Source organism: Thermosediminibacter litoriperuensis (assembly GCF_008124715.1).
Lineage (GTDB): Bacteria > Bacillota > Thermosediminibacteria > Thermosediminibacterales > Thermosediminibacteraceae > Thermosediminibacter > Thermosediminibacter litoriperuensis.
The window spans coordinates 26,469-49,984 of record NZ_VNHO01000002.1; the positions used below are offsets into that span (position 1 = coordinate 26,469).

The following is a 23,516-nucleotide window of genomic DNA, read 5'->3' on the forward strand; positions in this document are numbered from 1 at the left end:
TTTCTCTTTTACTTTTTAGCCGGATTCCTCTTCGCTGCACACTTTGCTTAAAAAGTATAGAGAGAAAAAGGTGAGATAAATGCAGGTGGAAAGGCTCTTATACCAAAAAGAAGAAGAATGTCCCATTTGCGGTACAAAATTTATGTCAGCAAGGGTTAGACATTCTAAATTGCACAAAAAGTGCAATGACACCGATTTTTTAATGCACTACGAAGAAAATTTCTATCCTTTTTTTTACGATGTAACGATATGCTCCGAATGCGGGTATGCGGCTTTTGAGAGTATTTTCCGCCAAATAGGTCACAAAGAGAAGGAGAAAGTAAAGGAAGAACTGAAGAAGGTAAGGTGGGGGGGCCGCATACCTTTAGAGCGTTCCCTCTCGACTGCCGAACTGGTATATAAAATGGGGATATACACTGCACAGGCGAAGAATGAGAAGGCGAGCGTAATGGCGCAGCTATGCCACAGGCTGGCCTGGGTGTACAGGATAATGGGCAACATAGAGGAAGAAAATAAATTTCTCGAACACGCCGTTCGTTTTTACGAAATGGCGGCTGAAAGGGAAAGGATACAGAACGAAGCCAAGCAATTTTACCTCATCGGCGAGCTGAACAGAATGCTGGGTAAGGAAGAACGCGCGGTAAAATGGCTTCAGATAGTGATAATGGACAGGTCTTTACCGGAAAATAACGTAATAAAGGAGATGGCCAGGCAAAGCTGGGAGAAGGTGCGGGCGAAGGCGAAACAAAATAACCACACATTTTCACCGTAACCCTTGTGTAAAAAAATCACGTATGCTATAATAACAGAGGTATTCAGTACCATTATCTTTTATTTTCTCAAGAGTAAGATAGAGTAGGCAAATAAATTCGGAGAGGTGATATAAATGAAGGAAGGCATCCACCCCAAGTACGGGAAAGCCATAGTAAGGTGCGCCTGCGGCGAGACCTTCGAGACCGGTTCGACAAAACCCGAGATTCACGTGGAAATTTGCTCCAAGTGCCATCCTTTCTTCACCGGCAAGCAGAAGCTCGTTGACACCGGCGGCCGTGTGGAGCGTTTCAAGAAAAAGTTCGGCATAAAGGATGAGGAATAATTTTGAAGGTTAGAGTTTTTACTCTAGCCTTTATTCATATTATAGAAAGGGAGAAAGAAATGGGCCGAGCAAAGCCCGCCATCGGCGGCCAGGCGGTTATAGAAGGGGTCATGATGAGAAGCCCGGAATTCACCGCTGTTGCCGTCCGAAAAAACGACGAAATAATAGTAAAAAAAGAGAAAAACAGCTCGATCACCGATAAATACCCGGTTTTAAAGCTCCCGGTGCTGAGGGGGGCCGTGGCGCTTATCGAAATGCTGGTCATAGGCGTCAGGGCTCTGTCCTATTCGGCGGGGATAGCGGCCGGAGAGGAGGAAGAGCTTACCGGCAGGGACATTTTCTATGCGGTGGCCCTGGCCATCGGATTTGCGGTGCTGCTCTTTATCGTTGTTCCCACGCTTCTGGTCAAATTAATCGCGGGAGGCGTAAAAAGTCACCTTTTATTGAATCTCATAGAAGGGGTTATCCGCATAGCTGTTTTTTTATTGTATCTGATATTCATTTCTTCTATGAAGGACATCAGGAGGTTCTTCGAATACCACGGGGCCGAACACAAGGCCGTACACTGTTACGAAAACGGTGAGGAGCTGACCATCGAAAACGCCAGAAAATACACCACCCTTCACCCCCGGTGCGGCACCAGCTTTCTGCTGGTGGTGATGATCGTCAGCATCCTGCTGTTTTCCCTGCTGGGATGGCCCGGAATACTCGCCCGCATAGCCTCCAGGGTGCTGCTTTTTCCGATGGTGGCCGGGATATCGTACGAATTTATCAGGCTGGCCGGAAGGAGCCGGTCGCCGCTTATTCAAGTGATCAGCGCGCCGGGGATGTGGCTCCAGTTGCTCACCACGCGGGAGCCCGACGATTCCCAGCTTGAAGTGGCCCTGGAGGCTTTGAAGAGCGTTTTATCAGGAGGTGGTACTGTTGCTGGATAAACTCGATGCTATAGAGAGAAGATACGAGGAGCTCACCCGCGAAATAAGCGATCCCACCGTAATCGCCAGGCAGGAAGAGTGGCGAAAGCTGGCCAAGGAACACGCTTCCCTGGAAGAGATAGTATCGTGTTACAGGGAATACAAAAAAGTTGTAAGTGAGATAAAGGAAAGCAGGGAGCTTTTGAAGGAGACCTCCAACGACAGGGAAATGGAGGAGTTCATAAAGGGGGAACTGGAACAGCTTCTGCAAAGAGAACAGGAGCTGGAGGAAAAGCTGAAAATACTGCTCCTGCCGAAGGACCCCAACGATGAAAAGGACGTCATAATGGAGATAAGGGCCGGGGCCGGAGGGGAGGAAGCGGCCCTGTTTGCCGGGGATCTTTTCAGGATGTACACCCGCTACGCCGAGCGTCAGGGCTGGAAGGTGGAGCTTATGAGCTCCAGCCCGACGGAACTGGGCGGCTTTAAAGAAGTAATTTTCGAAATAATGGGCAAGGGCGCTTACAGCCGCCTAAAGTACGAGTCCGGCGTCCACCGGGTGCAGAGGATACCGGTGACCGAGGCCGGAGGCCGTATCCATACCTCCACGGCCACCGTGGCGGTGCTGCCGGAGGCCGAAGAAGTCGACGTGGAAATAAACCCCAACGAACTCAGGATAGATGTATTCAGGTCGTCGGGCCACGGAGGGCAGTCGGTCAACACCACCGACTCGGCGGTGAGGATAACCCACCTCCCCACCGGTATTGTAGTCACCTGCCAGGACGAGCGTTCGCAGCTAAAAAACCGTGACAAGGCCATGAAGATACTGAGGGCCAAGCTCCTGGAGATGAAGCAGCAGGAACAGAACGAAAAGATCGCCCAGAGCCGCAGGAGTCAGGTGGGCACCGGTGACAGGAGCGAAAGGATAAGGACCTACAATTTCCCGCAGGGAAGGGTTACCGACCACCGCATAGGCTTCACCACGCACCAGCTGGAGAACATACTGGACGGGGAACTGGACGAGCTGATAGAAAGGCTTATAGCGGAAGACCAGACAAGGAGACTCGCCGAGGCCGGCGATACCGAAATGAGGGCGGCTCAGTGAACTTAACCGAAGCTCTTAGCTACGGCAGAAAAAGGCTTTCCGCGGTCGGGGTTGACAGCCCGTCCCTGGACGCCGAAGTCATCCTCGCCCACGTGCTCGGGGTTAGGCGGATAGACCTTTTTATTCACCCGGAAAGGCGGCTGAGCGCGGAAGAAATCCGAACTTACAGGGCACTCGTGGAAAAACGATGCTCCCGGGTGCCCGTGGCGTATATTACCGGCCATAAGGAGTTTTTCACCCTGGATTTTCAGGTCAAGGAGGGTGTCTTAATCCCCAGGCCGGAGACCGAATTTCTGGTGGAAGAGGTGCTCCTCCGCATATCGGGTGTTGCCGGACCGAAAGTCGCCGAGCTATGCTGCGGCAGTGGAGCCGTTGCGGTTTCGGTGGCATTTTTTAATAAGAGCGCCGTTGTTTACGCTTCCGATATATCAGAAACGGCCGGAGAGGTGACGCTCATGAACGCTGCCAAATACGGCGTCGAGGACCGGGTTCGCTTCCTGAAGGGTGACCTCTGGGAACCTTTTGAAGCGGAAGGCCTGAGAGGCTTCGACGTGGTGGCGGCAAATCCACCGTATATCCCGTCGGGGGAAATAGAAAACCTGCCCAGGGATGTAAAATACGAACCGGAGGTCGCCCTGGACGGCGGTCCCGACGGCCTGGAATTTTTCAGGAGAATTATCGCCGGCGTACCGCGGTTTTTAAAACCGGGCGGCAGTATAGTGCTGGAGTTCGGAAAAGACCAGGCCGGCCAAATCGCCGATCTCCTGCGGCGGGAGGGGTTCGGCGGTATAAAGATATTGAAGGATTACGCCGGCTTCGAACGAGTTATAGCGGCATCCTTACACGTGGGAGATGGGAGCGTTGAGTGAAAGAAGACTTTCTCCCCGGCAGCTTCTATCCATGTTCTGTGTCTTTTTCAGAATCGGGGCCTTCACCCTGGGGGGCGGCTTTGCCATGATTCCCCTGATGAAGGTGGAAATCGTGGACAGGCAAGGCTGGCTCAAGGAAGAAGAATTCCTGGACATAATAGCAGTTACCCAGTGCTCGCCGGGAGCTGTGGCGATAAATTCTTCCGTTTACATAGGATACAGGCTGTTCGGGCTTACGGGTGCGGTCGTCGCGGCTCTCGGGACGGTTTTGCCTTCTTTTTTAATCATTCTGGCCGTTGCCTTTGTTTACGCCGATATCAGGTCGAACCCCGCCGTTCAGAAGGCATTCAGGGGAATATACCCCGCCCTGGTCGTGCTGGTATTGGCCGCTGCTTTCAACCTGCAAAAGGCTGCCTTTAAAAACAGAATCGACGTAGCGGTCGCGATTACCGGCCTGATAGCTCTGGTGGTTTTCAACGTGCACCCCATCCTGGTGATCCTGGTGTCGGGGATTACGGGAGTCATATCCTATATGGCCGGAGGCCGGGGGGAAAGGAGTGCCGGTGAGTGATATACATTCTCCTTTTCTGGTCCTTTTTTAAAATAGGCCTTTTCAGTTTCGGCGGCGGCTACGCCATGATACCCCTCATTCAGAAGGAAATAATAGATATAAACGGGTGGCTCACCCTGGAACAGTTCATGGACGTCATAGCCATCTCCCAGATGACCCCCGGGCCCATTGCGGTAAACGCGGCCACTTTCGTGGGCTACCGGATCGCGGGTTTCCGGGGAGCCGCGTTGGCCACGGCGGGCGTGACCGCACCGTCCTTTGTCATCATCCTGCTGCTGGCGTTTCTCGTAAGGAAGTATAGAGGTCTTACCTGGGTCGATGCCTTCTTCTTCGGAGTCAGGCCTGCTGTGATAGCCCTGATCGTGAAAGCGGCCTATTCCCTCGGAAAGAGTTCGATTCTCGGAATAAAAGATATTATTTTAACTTTTGCGGTGCTGGCCGGACTTTATATTTTCAAGCTGAACCCCATCCTGATAATAGCTCTGGCAGCGGCCGCCGGCATTCTGATCTATTAATTCGAGGAACGTGATAGCATGGAGACGAAATTGATTAAAGTAAATCCGGAAAATCCGGAACCTGAAAGCGTAAACCTGGCGGCCCGGGTCATAAAAAACGGCGGCCTCGTGGCTTTCCCCACAGAAACCGTTTACGGCCTCGGGGCAAATGCCCTGGACGAAAAGGCGGCTTTCAAGATATACCAGGCCAAGCAAAGGCCCCAGGATAATCCTCTTATCGTCCACATACATTCTCCCGGTGAACTGGAGAAACTCGTCAGCGGTGTTCCCCGTTCCGCCCGGATTCTGATGGAAAAATTCTGGCCGGGCCCTCTTACCATGGTGCTTAACAAGTCAGGGGCGGTTCCTTACGGCACCACCGGTGGCCTGGACACCGTAGCCGTCAGGATGCCCAGGCACCCCGTGGCCCTGGCGCTCATAAGGGAATCGGGGGTTCCCATCGCCGCCCCCAGCGCCAATATATCCGGAAGACCCAGCCCCACCGCCGCCGAGGACGTATACGAAGACCTGGCGGGCAGGGTGGATTTAATTCTGGATGGAGGGCCCTGCGAGGTCGGTGTGGAATCCACCGTGCTGGACCTGACCGGGGAATTACCCGTTATCTTGAGACCGGGGGGAGTGACCCGGGAGGAGCTGGAGGCGGTTCTCGGAAGGGTGGAACTGGATCCGGGCCTGGCCGAGGGGCAAAAACCCAGATCCCCCGGCCAGAAGTACAGGCACTATTCACCGAAGGCACGGGTGCTGGTCGTGGAAGGGCCCGTCGAAGCTCAGGTAAGGAAGATCACCGAACTCGCGGAGAAACTTACCGCCGAAGGGAAAAAGGTGGGGATAATGGCCACAGCCCAGACGCGCAGGTTTTATGGGACCGGATGCGTGCTTTCCGTCGGAGACAGGGAAGCACCTCTCACCATATCCTCCAACCTCTTTTCCGTCCTGCGGAAGTTCGACAGACTGGGGGTCGAGGAGGTACTGGCTGAAGGCATCCCGGAAACTGGCTTGGGCCTGGCGGTGATGAATAGGCTGAGAAAGGCCGCAGGGTATAATATAATTAAATTGGAATGAAATTCTCGGGAGGTTTTCTCAATGAAAAGGGTACTTTTCGTGTGTACAGGCAACACCTGCCGGAGCAGCATGGCCGAGGGCATTTTCAGGAAGATGCTGAAGGAGCGCGGCAAAGAAAAGGAGATCCAGGTGGACTCCTGCGGTATAGCCGCCGTGGAGGGAATGCCCGCATCCCCCCAGGCCCGAAAGGTGATGGAAGAGCAGGGCGTGGATCTTTCCTCCCACAGGGCGAAGATGCTCTCCCAGGACCTTTTAAACGCCGACCTCATACTCACCATGACCAAGAGCCACAGGGATTATATTATCAATAAATTCCCTCATACTAAAGGGAGGGTCTTCATCCTTTCGGAATTTGCTGAAGAGCGGGGCGACGAGGACGCCGATATAGCCGACCCTTACGGCAGCAACGAGGAAACGTATCGCCGGGTGGCGGGTATAATAAAGGAAAAGCTCGAAAAGGTCTTGAAAAAGCTGGAAAAAGAACTGGACAAGGCTTGATATTTTTAAATATAATTTAGTTGAACATATAAAACGGGAGGAAAAAACATGAAGATTGCGGTAGCCTGCGACCACGGCGGGCTGAGCCTGAAGGTCGAAATCATAAAGCTGCTGGAACAGAAAGGCATCGAGTACAGGGATTTAGGTACTTTTTCCGACGATCCAGTGGATTACCCCGATATAGCCATCACGCTGGCCGAAGCGGTGGCCCGCGGGGAGCACGACAGGGGTATCGTCATTTGCGGCACGGGAATAGGCGTATCCATTGCGGCCAACAAGGTGAAAGGCATCCGCGCCGCATTGTGCCATGATGTCTATTCGGCCAGGATGTCGCGGCTTCACAACGACGCAAATGTGCTGGCGATGGGAGCTAGGGTAATAGGGCCGGGCCTAGCCCGGACGATCGTCGAGGAATGGCTGGAAACCGGGTTTGAGGGAGGCCGCCACAAGAGGCGGATCGATAAAATAAGCTCCTATGAAAACCAATAAGAAATGGGGTGTGATTTTATGGAGATTTTAAAACTGGTCGACCCGGAGATCGCCGAGGCTATTGAAAACGAAATGAAGCGCCAGCAGAACAACCTGGAAATGATCGCATCCGAAAACTTTGCCAGCAAGGCGGTAATGGAAGCTCAGGGTTCGGTGCTCACAAATAAATACGCGGAGGGATATCCCGGCAAGAGATATTACGGCGGTTGCGAATTCGTGGACGTAGTGGAAGACCTGGCCAGGGAGAGGGCGAAGAAACTTTTCGGAGCCGAGCACGTCAACGTTCAGCCCCATTCCGGAGCCCAGGCCAACACCGCCGTATATTTTTCTGCTCTGAACGTGGGCGATAAGGTAATGGGCATGAACCTGGCCCACGGAGGGCACCTCACCCACGGTAGCCCGGTGAACATATCCGGGAAGTATTTCAACTTTATCCCCTACGGCGTTTCGAAGGAGACCGGATATATCGATTACGATGAATTGGAGGCCCTGGCCGAGGAACACAAGCCCAGGATGATCGTAGCCGGTGCCAGCGCCTACCCCAGGATCATCGACTTTTCCAGGATAGGGCAAATAGCCAAGAAGGTAGGGGCGTACCTCATGGTCGACATGGCCCACATAGCCGGCCTCGTAGCCGCAGGGCTGCACCCGAACCCGGTGCCGGTATCCGACTTTGTGACGACCACCACCCACAAGACCCTCAGGGGGCCGAGAGGAGGCATGATCCTTTGCAAACAGGAATACGCCCAGTCCATTGACAAAGCCGTATTCCCCGGCATTCAGGGCGGGCCTCTGATGCACGTCATCGCTGCCAAGGCGGTGTGTTTCAAGGAGGCCGGTACGGAGGAATTCAGAAAATACCAGGAGCAGGTCGTGAAAAACGCAAAGGCGCTGGCCAAAGCCCTGATGGAGAGGGGTTATAACCTGGTGTCCGGCGGTACGGACAACCACCTGATGCTGGTGGACCTGCGGAATAAGAACCTGACGGGGGTCGCCGCCGAGAAGCTGCTGGATGAAGTGGGCATCACCGTCAACAAAAACGCCATACCCTACGACCCCGAAAAGCCCAATGTGACCAGCGGCATCCGAATCGGCACGCCGGCGCTCACGTCCAGGGGCATGAAAGAAGCCGAGATGGAGGAAATAGCCGAGCTCATAGATATAACGCTAACCCACCGGGACGACGAAATAAAGAAAGCCAAAGTGGCCAAGGCGGTAAGAGCCCTTTGCGAGAGATTTCCGCTTTACGCAAATATGAGGTAGAAATGGGGGATAGGATGAAGAACGTTTACGTGATAGACCATCCGCTGGTGCAGCATAAACTCGCCCTTATAAGGGATGAAAATACGGGAGCCAAGGAATTCAGAGAACTGGTGGAAGAAGTGGCCATGTTGATGGCCTATGAGGTCACCAGGTTTTTACCCCTGGAAGAGGTGGAAATAAGAACGCCCATCGGCCCGTGCAAGGCCAGGATGATCTCCGGCAAAAAACTCGGAGTGGTGCCCATCCTCAGGGCCGGCCTGGGGATGGTGAACGGCCTTTTGAAGCTCATTCCCGCAGCGAAGGTGGGGCACATCGGGCTTTACAGGGATCCGAACACCCTGTCACCGGTGGAGTACTACTGCAAACTGCCCGCTGACGTGCAGGAGAGGGAGCTCATAATCCTGGACCCGATGCTCGCCACAGGAGGCTCCGCCTCCATGGCCGTCGACCTGCTTAAGGAAAAGGGGGCAAACAATATAAAATTGATGTGCCTCATCGCAGCCCCTGAAGGGATAGAAGCCCTGCACAGCAAGCACCCCGACGTGGACATATACACCGCGGCCGTCGACGAGCGCCTGAACGACCACGGGTACATCGTGCCAGGCCTCGGGGATGCCGGCGACAGGCTCTTCGGCACCAAATGAGGGAGATTATGAGACCCCCCTGGGATGACTATTTTATGGAAATCGCCCAGGTGGTGGCCAAAAGATCCACCTGCCTCCGGCGCAGCGTAGGGGCCGTGGTAGTGCTGGAAAAGCGTATCCTGACCACCGGATACAACGGAGCCCCGACGGGCCTGGCCCACTGTGAAGACGTGGGATGCCTAAGGGAAAAAATGGGAATACCGCCGGGCGAAAGGCATGAGCTCTGCCGCGGCCTCCACGCCGAACAAAATGCCATAATCCAGGCGGCCATCTGGGGAACGAGTATAAAAGGAGCTACCCTTTACGTGACCCACCAGCCCTGTGCCCTTTGCGCTAAAATGCTCATAAACGCCGGCATCAGGAAAATAGTATTTAAAGGCGATTATCCCGATGATCTGGCTCTTAAGCTGCTTTCCGAGGCGGGAGTCGAAATCAGCCGGTATTCGCGGGATTGACAAGTCGGCTCCTGTGGAATAAAATTAAGAAAGGCAAAGTAAGGCAACAAAGGGGCGATAAAAGTGCCGTTATATATATACGCTTTTTTCATGGCGATGGCCGTTGCATACCTTGCCACGCCCAGTGTGATGAAACTCGCGTGGAAGGTGGGAGCCGTCGACGTCCCCAGGGACGCCCGCCGGATTCATAAAAAGCCCATGCCTCGGCTCGGGGGGCTGGCTATCTTTATAGCCTTCACGGCGGTAGGCCTGGTAACGCTACCCCTCCAGTACAGCTCCATGCGCGGTATGCTCCTGGGAGGAGCTTTTATAGCGGCGGTGGGCGTGCTGGATGATATTTACGGGCTCCCCGCGAAGGTAAAGCTTCTCTTTCAGACTGCTGCGGCCTTTATTCTGGTGCAGTTCGGCCTGAAGATAGTTTGGGTCACAAACCCTCTTGGGGGCATGTTTTTTCTGGGCAAGTGGAGCATACCCGTTACCCTTTTCTGGGTTGTGGGAATAACGAATACGCTGAACTTCATCGACGGTCTCGACGGGCTGGCGGCGGGTATTGCAGCCATCGCGTCGGTGACCATGATGCTGGTGAACATAAGCCTCGGGCAGGTTAACGCAACCCTGGTGACGGCCCTGCTGGCTGGTGCTGCTCTCGGATTCCTGCCCTATAATTTCAACCCGGCCAAGATTTTTATGGGTGATACCGGAGCAATGTTCCTGGGGTATATCCTGGCTGCCGTCGCTGTTGACGGGGCCGTAAAGAGCGCTACAGCCATCGCGTTAATAGTTCCCATTCTGGCTCTGGGGCTGCCCATCTTCGATACCGCCTTTGCAATAGTAAGGAGGTTTCTCAAAGGCAAGCCCATTATGCAGGCCGACAGGGGCCACATCCACCACAGGCTCCTGGATGTGGGGTTTTCCCAAAAGCAGGCGGTGGTTTACATGTACCTCCTGAGCCTTGCCCTAGGATTCTGTGCGTTAATGCTGATATGGGTCGGGGTAAAACAGGCATTCCTCGCTCTTGCCGCCTTACTTGCGGCCTTTATAGTGGCAGGCCGCCAGATGGCGGGTTCTCAGGACAAAAAATCCCAGGAACTTTAGATCGTTAAAAGGAGCATGGACCTTTGAAAAAAATAAAGGTATTAACCGTCTTCGGCACCAGGCCCGAGGCCGTTAAAATGGCCCCCCTGGTGCAGGAGCTCAAGAAAACCAATTTAATAGACTGCGAAGTGGCAGTAACAGCTCAACACCGCCAGATGCTCGACCAGGTGTTGAGCCTTTTTGATGTAGTACCCGATTACGACCTGGACATAATGGAAGAGAGGCAGACGCTGTTTGACGTCACCCAAAAGGCGCTCACCGGGTTAAAGGAAGTGCTGGAAAATTCGAAACCCGACCTGGTTCTGGTCCACGGGGATACCACCACCACCTTCGCCGGAGCCCTCGCCTCTTTTTACATGCACATAAAGGTAGGGCACGTGGAGGCCGGGCTGAGGACCCACAATAAGTGGCTGCCCTTCCCGGAGGAAATGAACCGCAAGCTCACCGGCGCTCTTTCCGACCTTCACTTTGCACCCACGATGACCGCCAGGGATAATCTGATAAGGGAAGGCGTCGATCCCAAATCCATATTCGTGACCGGGAATACGGTGATAGACGCCCTCAAGACCACCGTGAAAAGGGACTACGTTTTCAGCCGGTCTGTTCTCAATACCCTGGATTTTAAGAAAAACCGGGTCATCCTCGTGACCGCCCACAGGAGGGAGAATCTGGGGCAGCCCCTTAAAGATATATGCTACGGCCTTCTAGACGTGGTCAACCGGAATCCGGACGTGGTACTGGTATATCCGGTCCACCTGAACCCTGCGGTCTGGGATACGGCCCACGAGATCCTGGGAAATCACGAGCGCATAATGCTTCTGCCTCCCCTGGACACCGACGAGCTGCACAACCTGATGGCCCGGTGCTACATGGTCATGACCGACTCCGGCGGCCTGCAGGAAGAGGCGCCTTCACTGGGCAAGCCGGTTCTGGTGTTGAGGAACGAGACCGAGCGGCCCGAAGCGGTGAAGGCGGGCACCGTGAAAGTCATAGGCACGGCGCGGGAGAGCGTGGTGAAAGAAGCAGAGATACTATTAAGCGATGAAGCCGAATACGCCCGCATGGCCAATGCGGTGAACCCCTACGGAGACGGATTCGCCTCCAGGCGGATAGTGGAGAGCATTCTGTACTATTTCGGGCTTTCGGATAAAAAGCCGGAGGAATTTAAACCGGAGATTTGATATTGAGCTAACATGCTGAAGAATACCCCATAGACCATTCTTTTTGATGGTCTTTTTTTTTTACACGCTATAATTTTACTATTGGGAACTTTTTGGCAGCATAAAACGACTATTTCAACGACCGCGACCACGGATGAGTTTTACGTACTTAGCTTAAGGATGGGAAAACTTTTTCCATCCTTAAGGTAATATGAAGGGGTTGATTGAAATTTTTAAATTTAAAGGGCCTATATTTAAAGCAATAATTTTATTAGTATTATTAACTCTAGCAGTTGGGTCTGTTCTAATTCTCAAAGACGCAACTCCTCAAAAATTGATATTATTTTTGCGCGACAAGACAGTCGAAATTGAAGATAGCGTCGATCTTGCGAATATTATGAAAATCATTTCGACCATGGAAAAAAAGCCATCGGCAGAATTTCATGAATACGCAGACAAAGGAATTTTTATTTATAATAAGATTAAAAAGCAAAGATTTATGTTAGAAGATGGATTCGTGCACTTGGGAGGAGAAACGTATTACGGTATTTATGAAGCCTCCTGCATAAGGGACATTTTGAATAAGTATATCTACGATAAAAAATTCGTAGTAGAAAAAATCCAGAATTCATCCCGCATTTTATTAAAGGCTGAAGATTTGAAGCAGTATGTTGAACTTAGTGATTCACAGAGAAGTGAACTGGTTAAATGTCTTGAATCAGCTTTTATTGAGTATGAAGAAATAGTTGGGCCTAAATGGGGCGATTATCCGGATTATGTTATTGAAGCTTATACACAAAACCCTGACAATAAAAAAATAGTGTTGTGTATTTTAAATCCGGAAATGATGCTTGAAACTAATGGTGGGTTTAATGTATATGTTACCGATAGCCACATCTGGGATTTTGTGAGCTCTATTATTCCTGCGACCGAGTCCGAAGAAAATGATGTTAGATATCTTTTTAAAGCCGACAAAGTGTTTGTAATAGAATCTGAAAAGTATACTAAAGATTACAGTTATGCGAAAACAATTTTTATAAGGTCTTTGTACGATGCGGAACCATCTAAAAAAGAAGAGATTATTAATAATAACGAGAACGAGAAGCTGATTTTGAAATTTACAATAAATGGTGATTCCAAGATTGTGGAAGTCTATGAAAACGGCTACATTTACAACGGTATTTGTTATAAAAAAACCGGAATTCTCGAGCAAATGAAAAGAATAATGAGCGTTCCTTAATAACATAGTATTACAAAAATACATTCTCAAATGGTGTTTTTAGAGCGGCTCATGAAGGTGAGAGCGTACCAATATGAGCACCCCGATGGTGCTCATATTGGTGTTAAAAACTCCGTCAAAGATAAAAAGGTAACTATGGTTTGATATTACCCTTAGGTTCTCATGCTTTCGGCTACCCGAATTATATCCTCTTCGCTCAATTTTCCCGTAATTATAAAATAAGTCGAGCCGTTTCCATATAAAAGATGCCTTAATCCGCTTTTCTTGAAATGGATGAGCGTTGCTTCGGATGATCCATTTATGCTGAGGGGTTTAACTTCTGCATCGTTTGTCCGGAAATTGTGAGAAAAGGCTGTTTCCCGCGCTATAGAAAATTGTTCTATTCTAAGTTCCTCGCCTTCTGTTCCTTTTCTATAAATCAACGTAACAGAATCCTTTCCCCCGCCGGAAATCTTCGCACCGTGGAAACTATATCCTTCGGGCAGATATTCAGGGACCGAGATTTGAAAGTGCACATTTTTCTGCGCTTCATAAATGGGAATAAAAACATCTTTTAGCGTCCCGTAATTTTCCCCGCCGGTTCTTCCCGAAATAGTCATTACATTATTCCAGTATTTCCTGACAACGTTGAAAAACTTCGAATCGGCCGTGACCTCTTTGCCGGCGATTCCTGCATACACCCCCATAAAAAATACCACCAGGACAAAAGCCGCATTGACCATTCTTTTCGCGATATTCGTTTGTTTATGCTTTTTGGCCTCTAGTTCTTTTTTTATACTGACCCAGGTTTCATCTTCGATATGTTTCGGAACGGGGATGTCTTCAGCGCATCCCTTTACTTTTTTGGACAGGTAAAGGTCGAAAGCATCCTTATCTTTTTTCATCGTATCCTACCCCTTCCTTCTGCTCCGCCAGGATATTCCTTAAAAACAGCCTGGCGCGGAAAAGCCTGCTTTTGACAGTTCCCACGGGCACTCCGAGATACTTCGATATTTCACCTTCGGAAAGGTTGTTGTAGTACTTCAATACTACGATCTGCCTGTGAATCGGGTTCAGCTACTTTTAAGCTTTATCCATATCTATTCTATTTTCAGCATCCGTAATCGAATCGAACGAAACTTCCAGGGCGGTATTCATGGAGACTATCTTATCCATAAAGACCTCATCCATGAGTACATACTTTGCTTTCTTCCGGATAAGGTCTACGGCTTTTTTGGTAGCGATAGCGCTAACCAGCGCCGGGAACCGAGGAAGGTCCACAGGGCCTTTTTTCAATATTTCGTAGGCAATTAAAAAAGCCTCCTGAATGGAATCCTGGGCAATGTTCTCGTCTTGGGCGACCAGGTACGCCGTCCTGTAAACTTTTGAAAAATACATACGGTAGAGACTCTCGAAAAGATCAAAATCTTCCATTGTTAAGATACCGCCTTTATTGCAAAACTTTTTCATATCTATTATTAAAAAATTTTTAACTTCAAGGAACTTTTTGGCAGCATAAAACGACTATATTATAGGGAAGAAATTTCGGTTCAATTTCATCGCGGAAGGTATCTTTAATATCTCCGGTTGAGAGCCCGCACAGATATGAAAGAGACTTACAAATTTGATCACAATTAAAATAGGAGTGAAGGATAAAATGAGAGTCAACACAAATTATTATCAAACAAAGCCATATATCAGTACAAATATGAAATCTAATGTACGTGATAATACGAGACCATATATCTTGATGCAGGAAAATTCAAAGATGGAGCACAAAACGGAGTATTCTTCAAATATTTGGGAATAACTTGCTAAAGTATATAACATTAGAAATGCTTCTTTCGATGAGCTTTGTGATATATCCTTAAAACTGTATGAGGCAGGAGAGATATCTCCAGCAGATCATGCGATCCTAACTTTTGATCCAAGTAAATCCCCGCAAAAAATAAGGCCCAATATATTCTTAACAAAAGCTGACCCAGACGGCAAGAGGGATTGGATAGCAGAATACGAAGCAAGGGCGAACATGGATTTGAAGATTGGAAATATGCTCGGTTATAAAAATAATTGCCGAATACTTGATATTTTGAGACGCCTTCGGTAAGAAGCAAAAATCCTTTAATAAAATGACCATTAGGCAAGATACAATGACGCTTACGTTGTAGCCTTTTTACAGCCTCCACCCGCCCGGTTATACAAAGGCAAATGAAGGAGAGACCGAAATGAAAAAATATACTTTAACGTTGATATCAATGTTATTGGTAGTAAGCATATTTTTAAATTTTGTATTTGTGGCTCAATTGCTGGATATTAAAAAAAAGGAAGAGGAAAGACTATTATCCAACGTATTTACCTGCGGAGAGTATTTTGGTATTTTCGGCGACAATTTACAAAAATACATTAAAAATCGGGATGAAAAGTATAGAATGGAGATGATATGGATTTACCTGGTATTAAAGGCTTTCAGATATAATTTAGCATCTACAAATACAGTTTTTCTCAAGGATTTGGACGAATCCATAACTCCAATAAGAAAACTTATTAGAATTATAGAAGATATATCATTAAAACTTAATAGAGATTCAATTAATACCGAAGACGGCAAGTCGAGAGACTTTTGGGAATCCTTTGCCAGAGATGTTCTAAAAGTGGCTGAATTGTTGACTGAAAGGAGAGAGAAGGAAGACCGGGTTAAAGCAAACCTGCCAGAAGCAGGACGGGTTATCGAAAATTTGTCTGAAAAATACGATTCCTACTTAAAAGGTAAATAGATAATTACAGGTTTAATGTAATGTATTTTTACGGAATGTAATGTGCCATAGTTTCGTTCCAATAGCTTTTTATTTCTGAGTAGGTTATCCCAAGGCAAAGAAGAGATGTCAAAAAGCAAAGAAGCGTAATTATAAGCTGATCCAAAACAACTACAGGCATAGAGCCAATCGCAGAATGATAAAAGCATCGATAAAACTTTAACGCCTCAACAGGAGTCATTCCATTCATGTTTTTACCAAAATGCGGCCGCCTATAATTTAAATAGAGCATCCAGTTTTGTGCCATATTTGGTATAATGTCATTGGGTGGGATCCATCCTTAATGGGTTTTTGGTTTGCCATATCCATAATACCCCAGGGATACCCACCCTTTGCAATGTCTTTTTTACTTTAAAAAAGTAGTGTGAACGAAACTCTGGCTCATCTACAGACGGGAATTATTTTCCCCTTGACAACCTTCTCCGCGCATGGTAATATACAAAGAAAGCGAAATTGAATAAAGCCAGCCTTTAAACTGGTCCTGTGAGGCTAGTAAGGCGAAGGGGTTTAACATAAAGATGAAGGAAAGCCTTTCTCCGCCTGACGGGGAAGGGCTTTTTTGATAGAGAAAAAAGCCTCTGCTGTCTATGTCTCACAGCAGGGGCTTAATTTTTGGAAGGAGGAAAATTATGAGAGAACTTACTGCAAGCCCAAGAGAACTGTCAGGTCCGATAAGGGAGGGGGATAGGATTTCACTCCTTCAGCTTCTCATCCTGGGACTCCAGCATACTTTTACGATGTTCGGGGCCACGGTGCTGGTACCGCTGCTTACCGGGCTCGACGTGGGAGTGGCCCTTTTCACGGCGGGGGTGGGCACCCTGTGGTTCCACCTGGTCACGAAAAGGAAGGTTCCGGTTTTCCTGGGTTCTTCCTTCGCGTTCATTGCGCCGGTAGCACTGGTGGTAAAACAGTGGGGGGTTCCGGCGGCCCAGGGCGGCATCATTGTGGCCGGTTTGCTTTACGTGTTGATGGCGGCGCTGGTTTACTTTCTGGGGCGCGAATTTATGGAAAACCTTCTCCCGCCGGTGGTGACCGGCCCGATAATAATGGTTATAGGTCTCAACCTGGCGCCGGTGGCAATTAAAAGCGCCTCTCAGAACTGGACGGTCGCCTTGATAGTGCTTAGTGCGGTAACACTGGTCAGCATGTACGGCAGGGGATTTTTCAAACTGGTACCGGTGCTCGTGGGATTAATTGCAGGTTATGCGGTGAGTTTGATTTTCGGAATCGTGGATCTGAAACCCGTGCAGGAGGCGGCGCTGTTTGCCGTGCCGGCCTTTACAAAACCTGAATTCAACCTGGCGGCAATCGGTCTTATTGCGCCGGTGGCGGTGGCCACTATGGTGGAACACGTGGGCGACGTGCTCGCCGTGGGAGCTACGGTGGAGAGGGACTTCGTAAAAGACCCCGGCCTTCACAGGACTCTGATAGGTGACGGTGTAGCCACATCTTTGGCGGGATTATTCGGCGGGCCGGCCAACACCACCTATTCCGAAAACACAGGCGTTCTGGCGCTGACCGGGGTCTGGAAACCGGAAGTGATGAGGGTTGCGGCGGTAATAGCCATACTTCTTTCCGGCTTCCAGAAGCTCACCGCTCTCATAGGGACTGTGCCGGAGCCGGTGATAGGCGGCATCTCCATAATCCTGTTCGGCATGATAGCCAGTATCGGTGTCAGAACCGTTGTCGAGAATGCCGTGGACTTTAAAAAGTCAAGGAACCTTATAATATCCAGCGTAATTCTGGTTGTCGGTATAGGCGGCGCCGTAGTAAACCTCTGGGGCGGTATCCAGATAGGGGGCATGGGCCTGGCCGCCATACTCGGTGTAATATTGAACCAGGTGTTGCCGGAGGAGTAAAGATTTTATAGAGGCGGGGATCCCTCCCCGCTTTTTTAATTTTCCAATACCTTGCAACTCTGTGCTATAATAGAATTGGTTCAGTATGGTAGCTGGAGGTCGCCATGTCGCATCCTTCTATAAACGAAAGGGTCATGATGATAAAAAGCAACAAGGATGAGATAAGCCATTTAATTGAGGAATACAGGCCTTTCATTGCTTCGGTTGTGGAAAAGTACCTGGGCCGCCGGGTCGAATACGGTATCGACGACGAGCTGAGCATAGCCATGATCGCCTTTAACGAAGCCGTTCAGAGATACGATATAGAAAAAGGTAATTTTCTCACCTTTGCCAAAAACGTGATAAGAAGCCGGCTGGTCGATTACTACCGGCGGGAACGGAAAAACAGGGAAACGGTAGTGTACATCGCGCAGAATCAGGAGTATGACGAGGAATACGAGCTGGACATCAGTATCGACGAATCCATAAAAAAACACAGGGAAGAAGAGATAAGCGAACAAAGAAGGCTGGAAATCCTCGAGATAAAGAAGGAACTGGAAAAATGGGGACTGACCTTTTCCGATGTGGCCAGGAGTTCTCCCAGACAGGAAGGCACCCGCCGGATTTATCTTCAGGTAATCGACTTCATAATGGCGTCACCGGAAATACTAGATACGATAAAGCGGAAAAAATACTTGCCGATAGATAAAATTGAAAAGGCGACAAAAATACCCCGAAAGAAGATCGAGCGAGGACGAAATTATATAATAGCAGCGGTGATTATTTTATCGGGGGATTACAGGTACATAAAAGAGTACATTAAGTGGAGGTAAAAAGGTGAAGGCCGTAATTGTCGACGTCGAGGGAGAATACATCATAGTCGTCAACCAAAGGGGCGATTTTAAAAAAATATACAATATGTATAAAGGCCGGCAGATCGGTGATGAAATAGATATTCCCGAGATCACCACCAATTACACCGTATTCCGGAGAATAGCGTCTCTAGCCGCGGTATTTATGATAACTGTTGTTATGGCGGGATACGGAATCGCTTCGTTTTTCCGCCCGGTGACCTACGTGACAATGGATGTGAATCCCAGTGTGGAGATGTCACTGAACCGGTTCAACCGCGTGATAGATGTTGAAGGTCTTAATGACGACGGCGCCCGCCTTGTGGGAGACCGGACTTCATTCAGAACCCTGCCTCCGGAGAGGGTCGTCAGGATGCTGCTTTTCCGGGCTAGAGAGCAGAACCTCCTCGGGCCGGATTCGGTTGTGATGTTTACCATATCTAACGTGCACGACAAAAAAATGCCGGAACTCGAAAAAAAGTTAGAGGAGACCGCACGGCAGGAACTGAAGGGTGACGGCGGTATTTCCATACAGCGCAATGGTGCGGATGAAGTAAAAGTACTGGTTCAGGAAGCCCCCATAAAAAAGCACCAGGAAGCCAGAAGGATGGGGATATCCCAGGGCAAGCTGCTGCTTTATGAAAAGCTGAAGAAAGAAAGTCCCGCTTTAGACGTGGAACGCGTGAAAAAGATGCGCGTCAGAGAAATGCTTGAAGAACTTAAAGCTAAAACCGGGAAGGATAGAATAGACGGCGACAGGAGGCCGGGTCCGAAAACCCCCAGTATACCACCGAAAGAAAAGGCCGAAAAAGAAAAGCCGGCGAAAGACGGATCACCCGGGGAAATCAAAGATGTACCGGCAAATGAAAAGGAACGGGATAAAGAAGACCGCAGAGAGCACCGGGGCAATCCGTCCGGTTTAAAAGGCGGGGACGACAGGGACGCAAAGCACTTCGACAGCACGAGGGGCGTGAGTTCACCGGCCAGAGGAGATAAAAAAGGAGAAAAACCCTTCAGGAACCCGCGGTACAGGACTTCGGATTCATCGGTAAAGGACGGGGGAAAGGATGTCCCCGCCAGTACCCCGAAGAACGTTGATTATGGGAAGAAGGATCCGCCAGCCGGCAAAAACACGAAACCGCCTGCCACACGAGGGAATTAAATCCATACCTGCCTAACAGGCGGGTACTTTTGTTTTATCCCAATTACAATATGCTGGAATTAAGCCAAATGGGTGAGAATATACTGTATGTGAGTTATCATCGAGATGGTATGATTTTATTGTGAGATATTTCACAATAGACATAACCGAAGATAAATGGAGGAAATGCGAGGAATTAAACAATAAACTCTAAAATTTTGGTTTGAATTTTTTGTATTAATATTGTATAATAACCCATATGAAAGACATCAAAATAATGCAACATATTGCACTTTTAACGCAAATAGGGTTAAATATAGCGCTGCCCATAGTGGGCGGTGTATATGCTGGAGCCTATCTGGACAGGAGGTTTTCCACTGGTAGCGCTTTTTTGATTTTGGGGGTAATACTAGGATTTTTTTCTGGTGTAGCAGGTGTGTACCGACTGGTATCCGCTGAATTCAAAAAAAAGAAATAATTTTTTCTTCGGGGAGGTGGAGGACGGTTGAAGGAAATCCTGGATGATATCAAAAACGCGGAGAACAAGGCCAGGGCAATGGTGGAAGAAGCCGAGCGGGAAGCGAGGTTCATACTGGCTGAAGCCAACCGCGAAGCCGAAGAACTGATTTCACAGGCCCGCAGGAGGGGCGAAGAGGCTTCTAAAAATATTATAGAAGATGCGAAAAAAGAAGCGCAAAAAGAAGCTCTGGCTTTGAGGGAACAGTATGAAGACAAAATCAGAAAACTTCGGGAAAAGGCGGAAGGCCGCATTCAAAAAGCTGTAGACTTAATTGTGGAGAGGATAGTGACTTTCCATGGCAATTGTTAAGATGAAAAAAATGTACGTCTTTGGCCTGCATAAAGAGCGGGACCGGATACTCAGCGCCCTGCAGAAACTGGGAGCGGTCGAAATTGCAGACCTGAAAGAGGAAAATATCGATGTTGGCATCAACAACGAAAAGCTCCCGGAACAGGTGGGTCACGAGCTATCGGAGCTTGAACTGAAGCTCGGCAGGCTGAAATTCGCCATCGATTTCCTGAAGCCTTACGGCAGGGAGTTAAACCCCTTGATCCACGGCAGGCCCAGGGTCAGCATGAGAAAGCTGCAGGATCTCCTTAACCGGGAGGGCGAGATTTTTGAGCTCGTAGATTCGCTTTCCGGCGTTGACCAGAAGCTTTCCAGGCTCAAGACGGAAGAATCCAGAATAAAAAATCAGATTGAATTAATAAAACCCTGGGAGCGGCTAGACGTCCCTGTAGAGGAATTGGGTTCCACCGGCAAGGTGGAAGTAAGGGCTGTGGCGGTCCCCAAAAAGAACTTCAAACCCTTCATGGATAAAGCGGTTGAAAAAGATCTTCCCGTGGAAATAATGCCGGTGGGAGAAGGCCGGGAAGACAGCCTTTTATTAATGATCTATCACAATTCGGCGAAATCCGACATTCAGGAGTTGTTTAAGGAATTTTCGGTCAATACAGAAGAATTTTCGGGATTTTCGGGGACTCCGGCACAGATAATCGATCAGTTTCAGGAAAGGCTAAAAGTCATCGAAGCTGAAAGGCAAGAAGTAAAGGCAGAAATTTCCGGGCTGGCGGACCGGCTCCTGGACCTGGAAGCCCTCTACGATTACTGGTTCCTGGAAAAACAGAAGAAAGAGAACTTCCTGAAGATGGTGGGAACCGACAAAGTCTTCCTTATGAAAGCCTGGGTTCCCGAGCCTTCGGTAGGAGCCGTAAAAGAGGCGGTCACCTCCACCACCGGTGCAGTCCACGTGGTTTTCGCCGAACCGTCGGAAGAGGACGACATACCGGTGGCCCTGTCAAACCCGAGGTTAGTACAGCCCTTTGAGATAATAACCGAACTTTACAGCCTTCCCGATCCCAGGGGGATAGACCCCAATGTATTTATGGCACCCTTCTACTTCGTATTTTTCGGTATGATGGTCAGCGATGCGGGTTACGGTCTTGTGCTGTCCCTGCTGACGGGCCTTGCCCTCTGGAAGCTCAAGCTTAAGGGAATGGGCAAAAAATTGGCCGAGCTGCTGTTCCTGGGCGGAATATCGACTTTTGTTTGGGGGATGATTTTCGGTAGCTGGTTTGGTGACCTTATAAAGGTCAAGCCTCTCTGGCTGAACCCCCTGGACAACCCCTTGGCCGTTTTGTTTTTGAGTTTTGCCTTCGGCCTGATACAGATATACACCGGTATAATTCTGAACGGTTATAGAAATATAAGAAACGGAAAGATAGCCGACGCCCTCATGGACCAGGGACTGTGGCTGGTGCTGCTGACGGGGCTCGTGATGATGGCTTTTCCCAATTTTGCGGGAATAGCAAAATCCGTGGCCCTCGCCGGCGCCGTGGGTCTCGTGCTGACGCAGGGCAGGTCTCAGAAGGGTATAATAAAGAAGTTCACGTCGGGGCTTTTAAGCCTCTACAACGTGACCGGTTACCTCAGCGACGTACTCTCTTACTCCCGTCTGCTGGCGCTGGGCCTTGCGACAGGCGTTATAGCGATGGTCATAAATACTATGGCTAGAATGCTGGGAGTAAATATATTAGGGTATATCGCGATGCTGCTGGTGATGATAGGAGGGCACTTCTTCAATATAGCGGTAAACGCCCTGGGTGCTTACGTCCACAGCAGCCGCTTGCAGTATATCGAATTCTTCGGCAAGTTCTACGACGGCGGGGGCAGATCCTTCGACCCCCTGAGGATTAGGACGAAGTACGTGGACCTGGAAGACGCTTAATAGAATAAATTGAATATATTTAATTAAAATTAAAATTATTAAAAAAACAAACTTTTGGAGGAGGAATTTAAATGGAAGTCACACTCGGTCAAGTTCTTGCATTGTTAGGAGCTGCTATGGCGGTTTTCCTGCCGGGGATCGGTTCCGCCAAAGGAGTCGGCCTGGTCGGTGAAGCTGCTGCCGGAGTAGTCACCGAGGATCCAGGCAAATTCAGCCAGACCCTGATACTGCAGGCGCTGCCCGGAACCCAGGGTATATACGGCCTGCTCACCGGGTTCGTGGTGATGCAGAGGATAGGAATCCTGGGAGGAAATCTGCTGCCTCTTTCCACTTATCAGGGACTACTGGTTTTCGCGGCCTGCCTTCCTATAGCTATAGTAGGCCTGCTTTCGGCTATCGCCCAGGCCAGGGCTGCGGCCGCAGGTGTGGGAATAGTAGCCAAGAGGCCCGAAGAACTGGCTAAAGGTATAACCTATGCCGCTATGGTTGAAACCTACGCGGTGCTGGCGCTGCTCGCTTCGATACTGATGCTCTTTGGTCTAAAGCTGGCTTAAGGAGTGCTTATAATGCAGGGCATTGCAAAGATAAAGGAAAAGATCCTGGAGGAAGCTGCAGAGGAAAAAAACCGGATAATAGAAAATGCGAAAAAGGAAGCGGCTGAAATCCTGGAAAAGGCCAGAAAAAAAGCCGCAGAACTCGAAGCCAATGCCGGTGAGAGAGCCAGGAAGGCGGCCGGGGAGGAAAAGAGGAAGATCCTGTCCATGGCCGAACTGGAAGAGAGAAAGCGGTATCTGGAGGCCAAGCAGGCCCTAATAGACGAGGCCTTCGCCGGTGCAGAAAATAAGCTTTTTAATCTGGATGCCGAAAGGTACAGGGACCTGGCCTACCACATGATCCTGGCCGCCGCCGTTGACGGCAATGAGGAAATCATAGTTTCCGAGGCTGACAAGGGGAAGATAACTCCGGAACTGCTTGTGAGGGTTAACGAAGCCCTGAAAATGCAAGGCAAAGCAGGCAACATCAGGTTTTCGGGAGAGAAAAGACCCATAAAAAGCGGATTCATATTAAAATCGGCGACGGTGGAGATCAATTGCACTTTCGATTACCTGCTCAAGGCCCAGAGGGAAGAACTGGAGACCGAAGTGGCCCGAATACTTTTTGAGGAGTGATG

Annotated in this window: 28 protein-coding genes and 1 pseudogene; 25 read left to right on the forward strand and 4 right to left on the reverse strand. The window is 49.5% G+C overall.

Features of this window, described 5'->3' with window-relative positions:
• Positions 1-79: 79 nt before the first annotated feature.
• From LZ11_RS01005 to LZ11_RS01080, 16 genes are all read left to right on the forward strand, one after another.
• Positions 80-772 carry a DUF2225 domain-containing protein gene (locus tag LZ11_RS01005; RefSeq protein WP_148865795.1) on the forward strand — a complete coding sequence of 231 codons (693 nt, stop codon included), beginning with the start codon at positions 80-82 and terminating at the stop codon, positions 770-772.
• A 114-nt stretch (positions 773-886) separates the two neighbouring features.
• A complete protein-coding gene (gene rpmE / locus LZ11_RS01010) occupies positions 887-1,096 on the forward strand; it encodes a 50S ribosomal protein L31 (protein ID WP_013276800.1) in 210 nt (69 codons plus the stop codon).
• A gap of 59 nt (positions 1,097-1,155) precedes the next feature.
• Complete coding sequence (locus tag LZ11_RS01015) at positions 1,156-2,031, forward strand: DUF1385 domain-containing protein (protein ID WP_148865995.1); 876 nt, start codon at positions 1,156-1,158, stop codon at positions 2,029-2,031.
• Positions 2,021-3,115 carry a peptide chain release factor 1 gene (gene prfA, locus LZ11_RS01020; RefSeq protein WP_148865797.1) on the forward strand — a complete coding sequence of 365 codons (1,095 nt, stop codon included), beginning with the start codon at positions 2,021-2,023 and terminating at the stop codon, positions 3,113-3,115. The genes LZ11_RS01015 and prfA overlap by 11 nt, the downstream gene beginning before the upstream one ends.
• Positions 3,112-3,984: a peptide chain release factor N(5)-glutamine methyltransferase gene (gene prmC, locus LZ11_RS01025; RefSeq protein WP_148865799.1), complete on the forward strand. Its 873-nt coding sequence runs from the start codon at positions 3,112-3,114 to the stop codon at positions 3,982-3,984. Before prfA ends, prmC begins: the two co-directional genes overlap by 4 nt.
• Entirely contained in the window at positions 3,977-4,555 is a 579-nt protein-coding gene (locus LZ11_RS01030; RefSeq protein ID WP_222927134.1) for a chromate transporter, read from the forward strand. The genes prmC and LZ11_RS01030 overlap by 8 nt, the downstream gene beginning before the upstream one ends.
• Positions 4,552-5,070 (forward strand): chromate transporter, encoded by a 519-nt coding sequence (locus tag LZ11_RS01035; RefSeq protein ID WP_148865801.1) that lies wholly within the window; start codon positions 4,552-4,554, stop codon positions 5,068-5,070. The genes LZ11_RS01030 and LZ11_RS01035 overlap by 4 nt, the downstream gene beginning before the upstream one ends.
• 18 nt (positions 5,071-5,088) lie before the next feature.
• Positions 5,089-6,132: an L-threonylcarbamoyladenylate synthase gene (locus tag LZ11_RS01040; protein WP_148865803.1), complete on the forward strand. Its 1,044-nt coding sequence runs from the start codon at positions 5,089-5,091 to the stop codon at positions 6,130-6,132.
• Between the two features lie 21 nt (positions 6,133-6,153).
• Entirely contained in the window at positions 6,154-6,630 is a 477-nt protein-coding gene (locus tag LZ11_RS01045; protein ID WP_148865805.1) for a low molecular weight protein arginine phosphatase, read from the forward strand.
• 48 nt (positions 6,631-6,678) lie between these two features.
• Positions 6,679-7,119: a ribose 5-phosphate isomerase B gene (rpiB, locus tag LZ11_RS01050; RefSeq protein ID WP_148865807.1), complete on the forward strand. Its 441-nt coding sequence runs from the start codon at positions 6,679-6,681 to the stop codon at positions 7,117-7,119.
• An 18-nt stretch (positions 7,120-7,137) separates the two neighbouring features.
• Positions 7,138-8,382 carry a serine hydroxymethyltransferase gene (locus tag LZ11_RS01055; protein WP_148865809.1) on the forward strand — a complete coding sequence of 415 codons (1,245 nt, stop codon included), beginning with the start codon at positions 7,138-7,140 and terminating at the stop codon, positions 8,380-8,382.
• 2 nt (positions 8,383-8,384) lie between these two features.
• Entirely contained in the window at positions 8,385-9,026 is a 642-nt protein-coding gene (upp, locus tag LZ11_RS01060; RefSeq protein ID WP_425473426.1) for a uracil phosphoribosyltransferase, read from the forward strand.
• A gap of 8 nt (positions 9,027-9,034) precedes the next feature.
• The gene (locus LZ11_RS01065; protein WP_148865813.1) at positions 9,035-9,481 is read left to right on the forward strand and encodes a deoxycytidylate deaminase; all 447 of its coding nucleotides are present in this window, start codon (positions 9,035-9,037) and stop codon (positions 9,479-9,481) included.
• A gap of 63 nt (positions 9,482-9,544) precedes the next feature.
• Positions 9,545-10,576, forward strand: coding sequence for a glycosyltransferase family 4 protein (locus LZ11_RS01070; RefSeq protein ID WP_246110665.1), 1,032 nt, complete (start codon positions 9,545-9,547; stop codon positions 10,574-10,576).
• A gap of 23 nt (positions 10,577-10,599) precedes the next feature.
• Positions 10,600-11,757: a non-hydrolyzing UDP-N-acetylglucosamine 2-epimerase gene (wecB, locus tag LZ11_RS01075; protein WP_148865815.1), complete on the forward strand. Its 1,158-nt coding sequence runs from the start codon at positions 10,600-10,602 to the stop codon at positions 11,755-11,757.
• A 199-nt stretch (positions 11,758-11,956) separates the two neighbouring features.
• On the forward strand, positions 11,957-12,976 hold the full coding sequence (locus tag LZ11_RS01080) for a hypothetical protein (RefSeq protein ID WP_148865817.1): 1,020 nt from the start codon (positions 11,957-11,959) through the stop codon (positions 12,974-12,976).
• Between the two features lie 152 nt (positions 12,977-13,128).
• Here the strand turns inward: LZ11_RS01080 and LZ11_RS01085 are convergent, their stop codons facing one another.
• Genes LZ11_RS01085 through LZ11_RS01095 form a run of 3 tightly spaced genes read right to left on the reverse strand, consistent with a single transcriptional unit; the run spans position 13,129 to position 14,389 of the window.
• The gene (locus LZ11_RS01085; RefSeq protein ID WP_148865819.1) at positions 13,129-13,860 is read right to left on the reverse strand and encodes a DUF4367 domain-containing protein; all 732 of its coding nucleotides are present in this window, start codon (positions 13,858-13,860) and stop codon (positions 13,129-13,131) included.
• Positions 13,847-14,032, reverse strand: a complete 186-nt coding sequence (locus LZ11_RS01090; protein WP_148865821.1) for a sigma factor-like helix-turn-helix DNA-binding protein — start codon at positions 14,030-14,032, stop codon at positions 13,847-13,849. Before LZ11_RS01090 ends, LZ11_RS01085 begins: the two co-directional genes overlap by 14 nt.
• Before the next feature lie 6 nt (positions 14,033-14,038).
• A complete protein-coding gene (locus LZ11_RS01095) occupies positions 14,039-14,389 on the reverse strand; it encodes an RNA polymerase sigma factor (RefSeq protein WP_170240250.1) in 351 nt (116 codons plus the stop codon).
• A gap of 791 nt (positions 14,390-15,180) precedes the next feature.
• Between LZ11_RS01095 and LZ11_RS01105 the strand changes: the two genes are divergently transcribed.
• On the forward strand, positions 15,181-15,729 hold the full coding sequence (locus tag LZ11_RS01105; protein ID WP_148865825.1) for a hypothetical protein: 549 nt from the start codon (positions 15,181-15,183) through the stop codon (positions 15,727-15,729).
• A gap of 28 nt (positions 15,730-15,757) precedes the next feature.
• Here the strand turns inward: LZ11_RS01105 and LZ11_RS13125 are convergent.
• A pseudogene (locus tag LZ11_RS13125) lies at positions 15,758-16,015 on the reverse strand (integrase core domain-containing protein); the annotation flags it as partial.
• A gap of 382 nt (positions 16,016-16,397) precedes the next feature.
• Between LZ11_RS13125 and LZ11_RS01115 the strand changes: the two are divergent.
• From LZ11_RS01115 to LZ11_RS01150, 8 genes are all read left to right on the forward strand, one after another.
• On the forward strand, positions 16,398-17,627 hold the full coding sequence (locus tag LZ11_RS01115) for a uracil-xanthine permease family protein (protein WP_148865827.1): 1,230 nt from the start codon (positions 16,398-16,400) through the stop codon (positions 17,625-17,627).
• A 104-nt stretch (positions 17,628-17,731) separates the two neighbouring features.
• Positions 17,732-18,439, forward strand: a complete 708-nt coding sequence (gene sigI / locus LZ11_RS01120) for an RNA polymerase sigma factor SigI (RefSeq protein ID WP_148865829.1) — start codon at positions 17,732-17,734, stop codon at positions 18,437-18,439.
• A gap of 4 nt (positions 18,440-18,443) precedes the next feature.
• Positions 18,444-19,619, forward strand: coding sequence for an anti-sigma factor domain-containing protein (locus LZ11_RS01125; RefSeq protein ID WP_148865831.1), 1,176 nt, complete (start codon positions 18,444-18,446; stop codon positions 19,617-19,619).
• A 256-nt stretch (positions 19,620-19,875) separates the two neighbouring features.
• Positions 19,876-20,076 (forward strand): AtpZ/AtpI family protein, encoded by a 201-nt coding sequence (locus LZ11_RS12960; protein ID WP_342782578.1) that lies wholly within the window; start codon positions 19,876-19,878, stop codon positions 20,074-20,076.
• Between the two features lie 27 nt (positions 20,077-20,103).
• Positions 20,104-20,427 (forward strand): V-type ATPase subunit subunit G family protein, encoded by a 324-nt coding sequence (locus LZ11_RS01135; RefSeq protein WP_148865835.1) that lies wholly within the window; start codon positions 20,104-20,106, stop codon positions 20,425-20,427.
• Positions 20,414-22,345, forward strand: a complete 1,932-nt coding sequence (locus LZ11_RS01140; RefSeq protein WP_148865837.1) for a V-type ATP synthase subunit I — start codon at positions 20,414-20,416, stop codon at positions 22,343-22,345. The genes LZ11_RS01135 and LZ11_RS01140 overlap by 14 nt, the downstream gene beginning before the upstream one ends.
• A 71-nt stretch (positions 22,346-22,416) precedes the next feature.
• Positions 22,417-22,899 (forward strand): V-type ATP synthase subunit K, encoded by a 483-nt coding sequence (locus LZ11_RS01145; RefSeq protein ID WP_148865839.1) that lies wholly within the window; start codon positions 22,417-22,419, stop codon positions 22,897-22,899.
• Between the two features lie 12 nt (positions 22,900-22,911).
• A complete protein-coding gene (locus tag LZ11_RS01150; RefSeq protein ID WP_148865841.1) occupies positions 22,912-23,514 on the forward strand; it encodes a V-type ATP synthase subunit E in 603 nt (200 codons plus the stop codon).
• Positions 23,515-23,516: the final 2 nt, after the last annotated feature.

Bases quoted from the DNA above. Each gene is read 5' to 3' on its own strand.
- rpmE (WP_013276800.1), top strand. From the start codon at position 887: ATGAAGGAAGGCATCCACCCCAAGTACGGGAAAGCCATAGTAAGGTGC.
- upp (WP_425473426.1), top strand. From the start codon at position 8,385: ATGGGGGATAGGATGAAGAACGTTTACGTGATAGACCATCCGCTGGTG.
- LZ11_RS01055 (WP_148865809.1), top strand. From the start codon at position 7,138: ATGGAGATTTTAAAACTGGTCGACCCGGAGATCGCCGAGGCTATTGAA.
- LZ11_RS01140 (WP_148865837.1), top strand. From the start codon at position 20,414: ATGGCAATTGTTAAGATGAAAAAAATGTACGTCTTTGGCCTGCATAAA.
- LZ11_RS01115 (WP_148865827.1), top strand. From the start codon at position 16,398: ATGAGAGAACTTACTGCAAGCCCAAGAGAACTGTCAGGTCCGATAAGG.
- LZ11_RS01005 (WP_148865795.1), top strand. From the start codon at position 80: ATGCAGGTGGAAAGGCTCTTATACCAAAAAGAAGAAGAATGTCCCATT.
- LZ11_RS01085 (WP_148865819.1), bottom strand. From the start codon at position 13,860: ATGAAAAAAGATAAGGATGCTTTCGACCTTTACCTGTCCAAAAAAGTA.
- LZ11_RS01150 (WP_148865841.1), top strand. From the start codon at position 22,912: ATGCAGGGCATTGCAAAGATAAAGGAAAAGATCCTGGAGGAAGCTGCA.
- LZ11_RS01045 (WP_148865805.1), top strand. From the start codon at position 6,154: ATGAAAAGGGTACTTTTCGTGTGTACAGGCAACACCTGCCGGAGCAGC.
- LZ11_RS12960 (WP_342782578.1), top strand. From the start codon at position 19,876: ATGCAACATATTGCACTTTTAACGCAAATAGGGTTAAATATAGCGCTG.
- LZ11_RS01145 (WP_148865839.1), top strand. From the start codon at position 22,417: ATGGAAGTCACACTCGGTCAAGTTCTTGCATTGTTAGGAGCTGCTATG.
- sigI (WP_148865829.1), top strand. From the start codon at position 17,732: ATGTCGCATCCTTCTATAAACGAAAGGGTCATGATGATAAAAAGCAAC.
- rpiB (WP_148865807.1), top strand. From the start codon at position 6,679: ATGAAGATTGCGGTAGCCTGCGACCACGGCGGGCTGAGCCTGAAGGTC.
- LZ11_RS01040 (WP_148865803.1), top strand. From the start codon at position 5,089: ATGGAGACGAAATTGATTAAAGTAAATCCGGAAAATCCGGAACCTGAA.
- LZ11_RS01015 (WP_148865995.1), top strand. From the start codon at position 1,156: ATGGGCCGAGCAAAGCCCGCCATCGGCGGCCAGGCGGTTATAGAAGGG.
- LZ11_RS01095 (WP_170240250.1), bottom strand. From the start codon at position 14,389: ATGGAAGATTTTGATCTTTTCGAGAGTCTCTACCGTATGTATTTTTCA.
- LZ11_RS01105 (WP_148865825.1), top strand. From the start codon at position 15,181: ATGAAAAAATATACTTTAACGTTGATATCAATGTTATTGGTAGTAAGC.
- LZ11_RS01065 (WP_148865813.1), top strand. From the start codon at position 9,035: ATGAGACCCCCCTGGGATGACTATTTTATGGAAATCGCCCAGGTGGTG.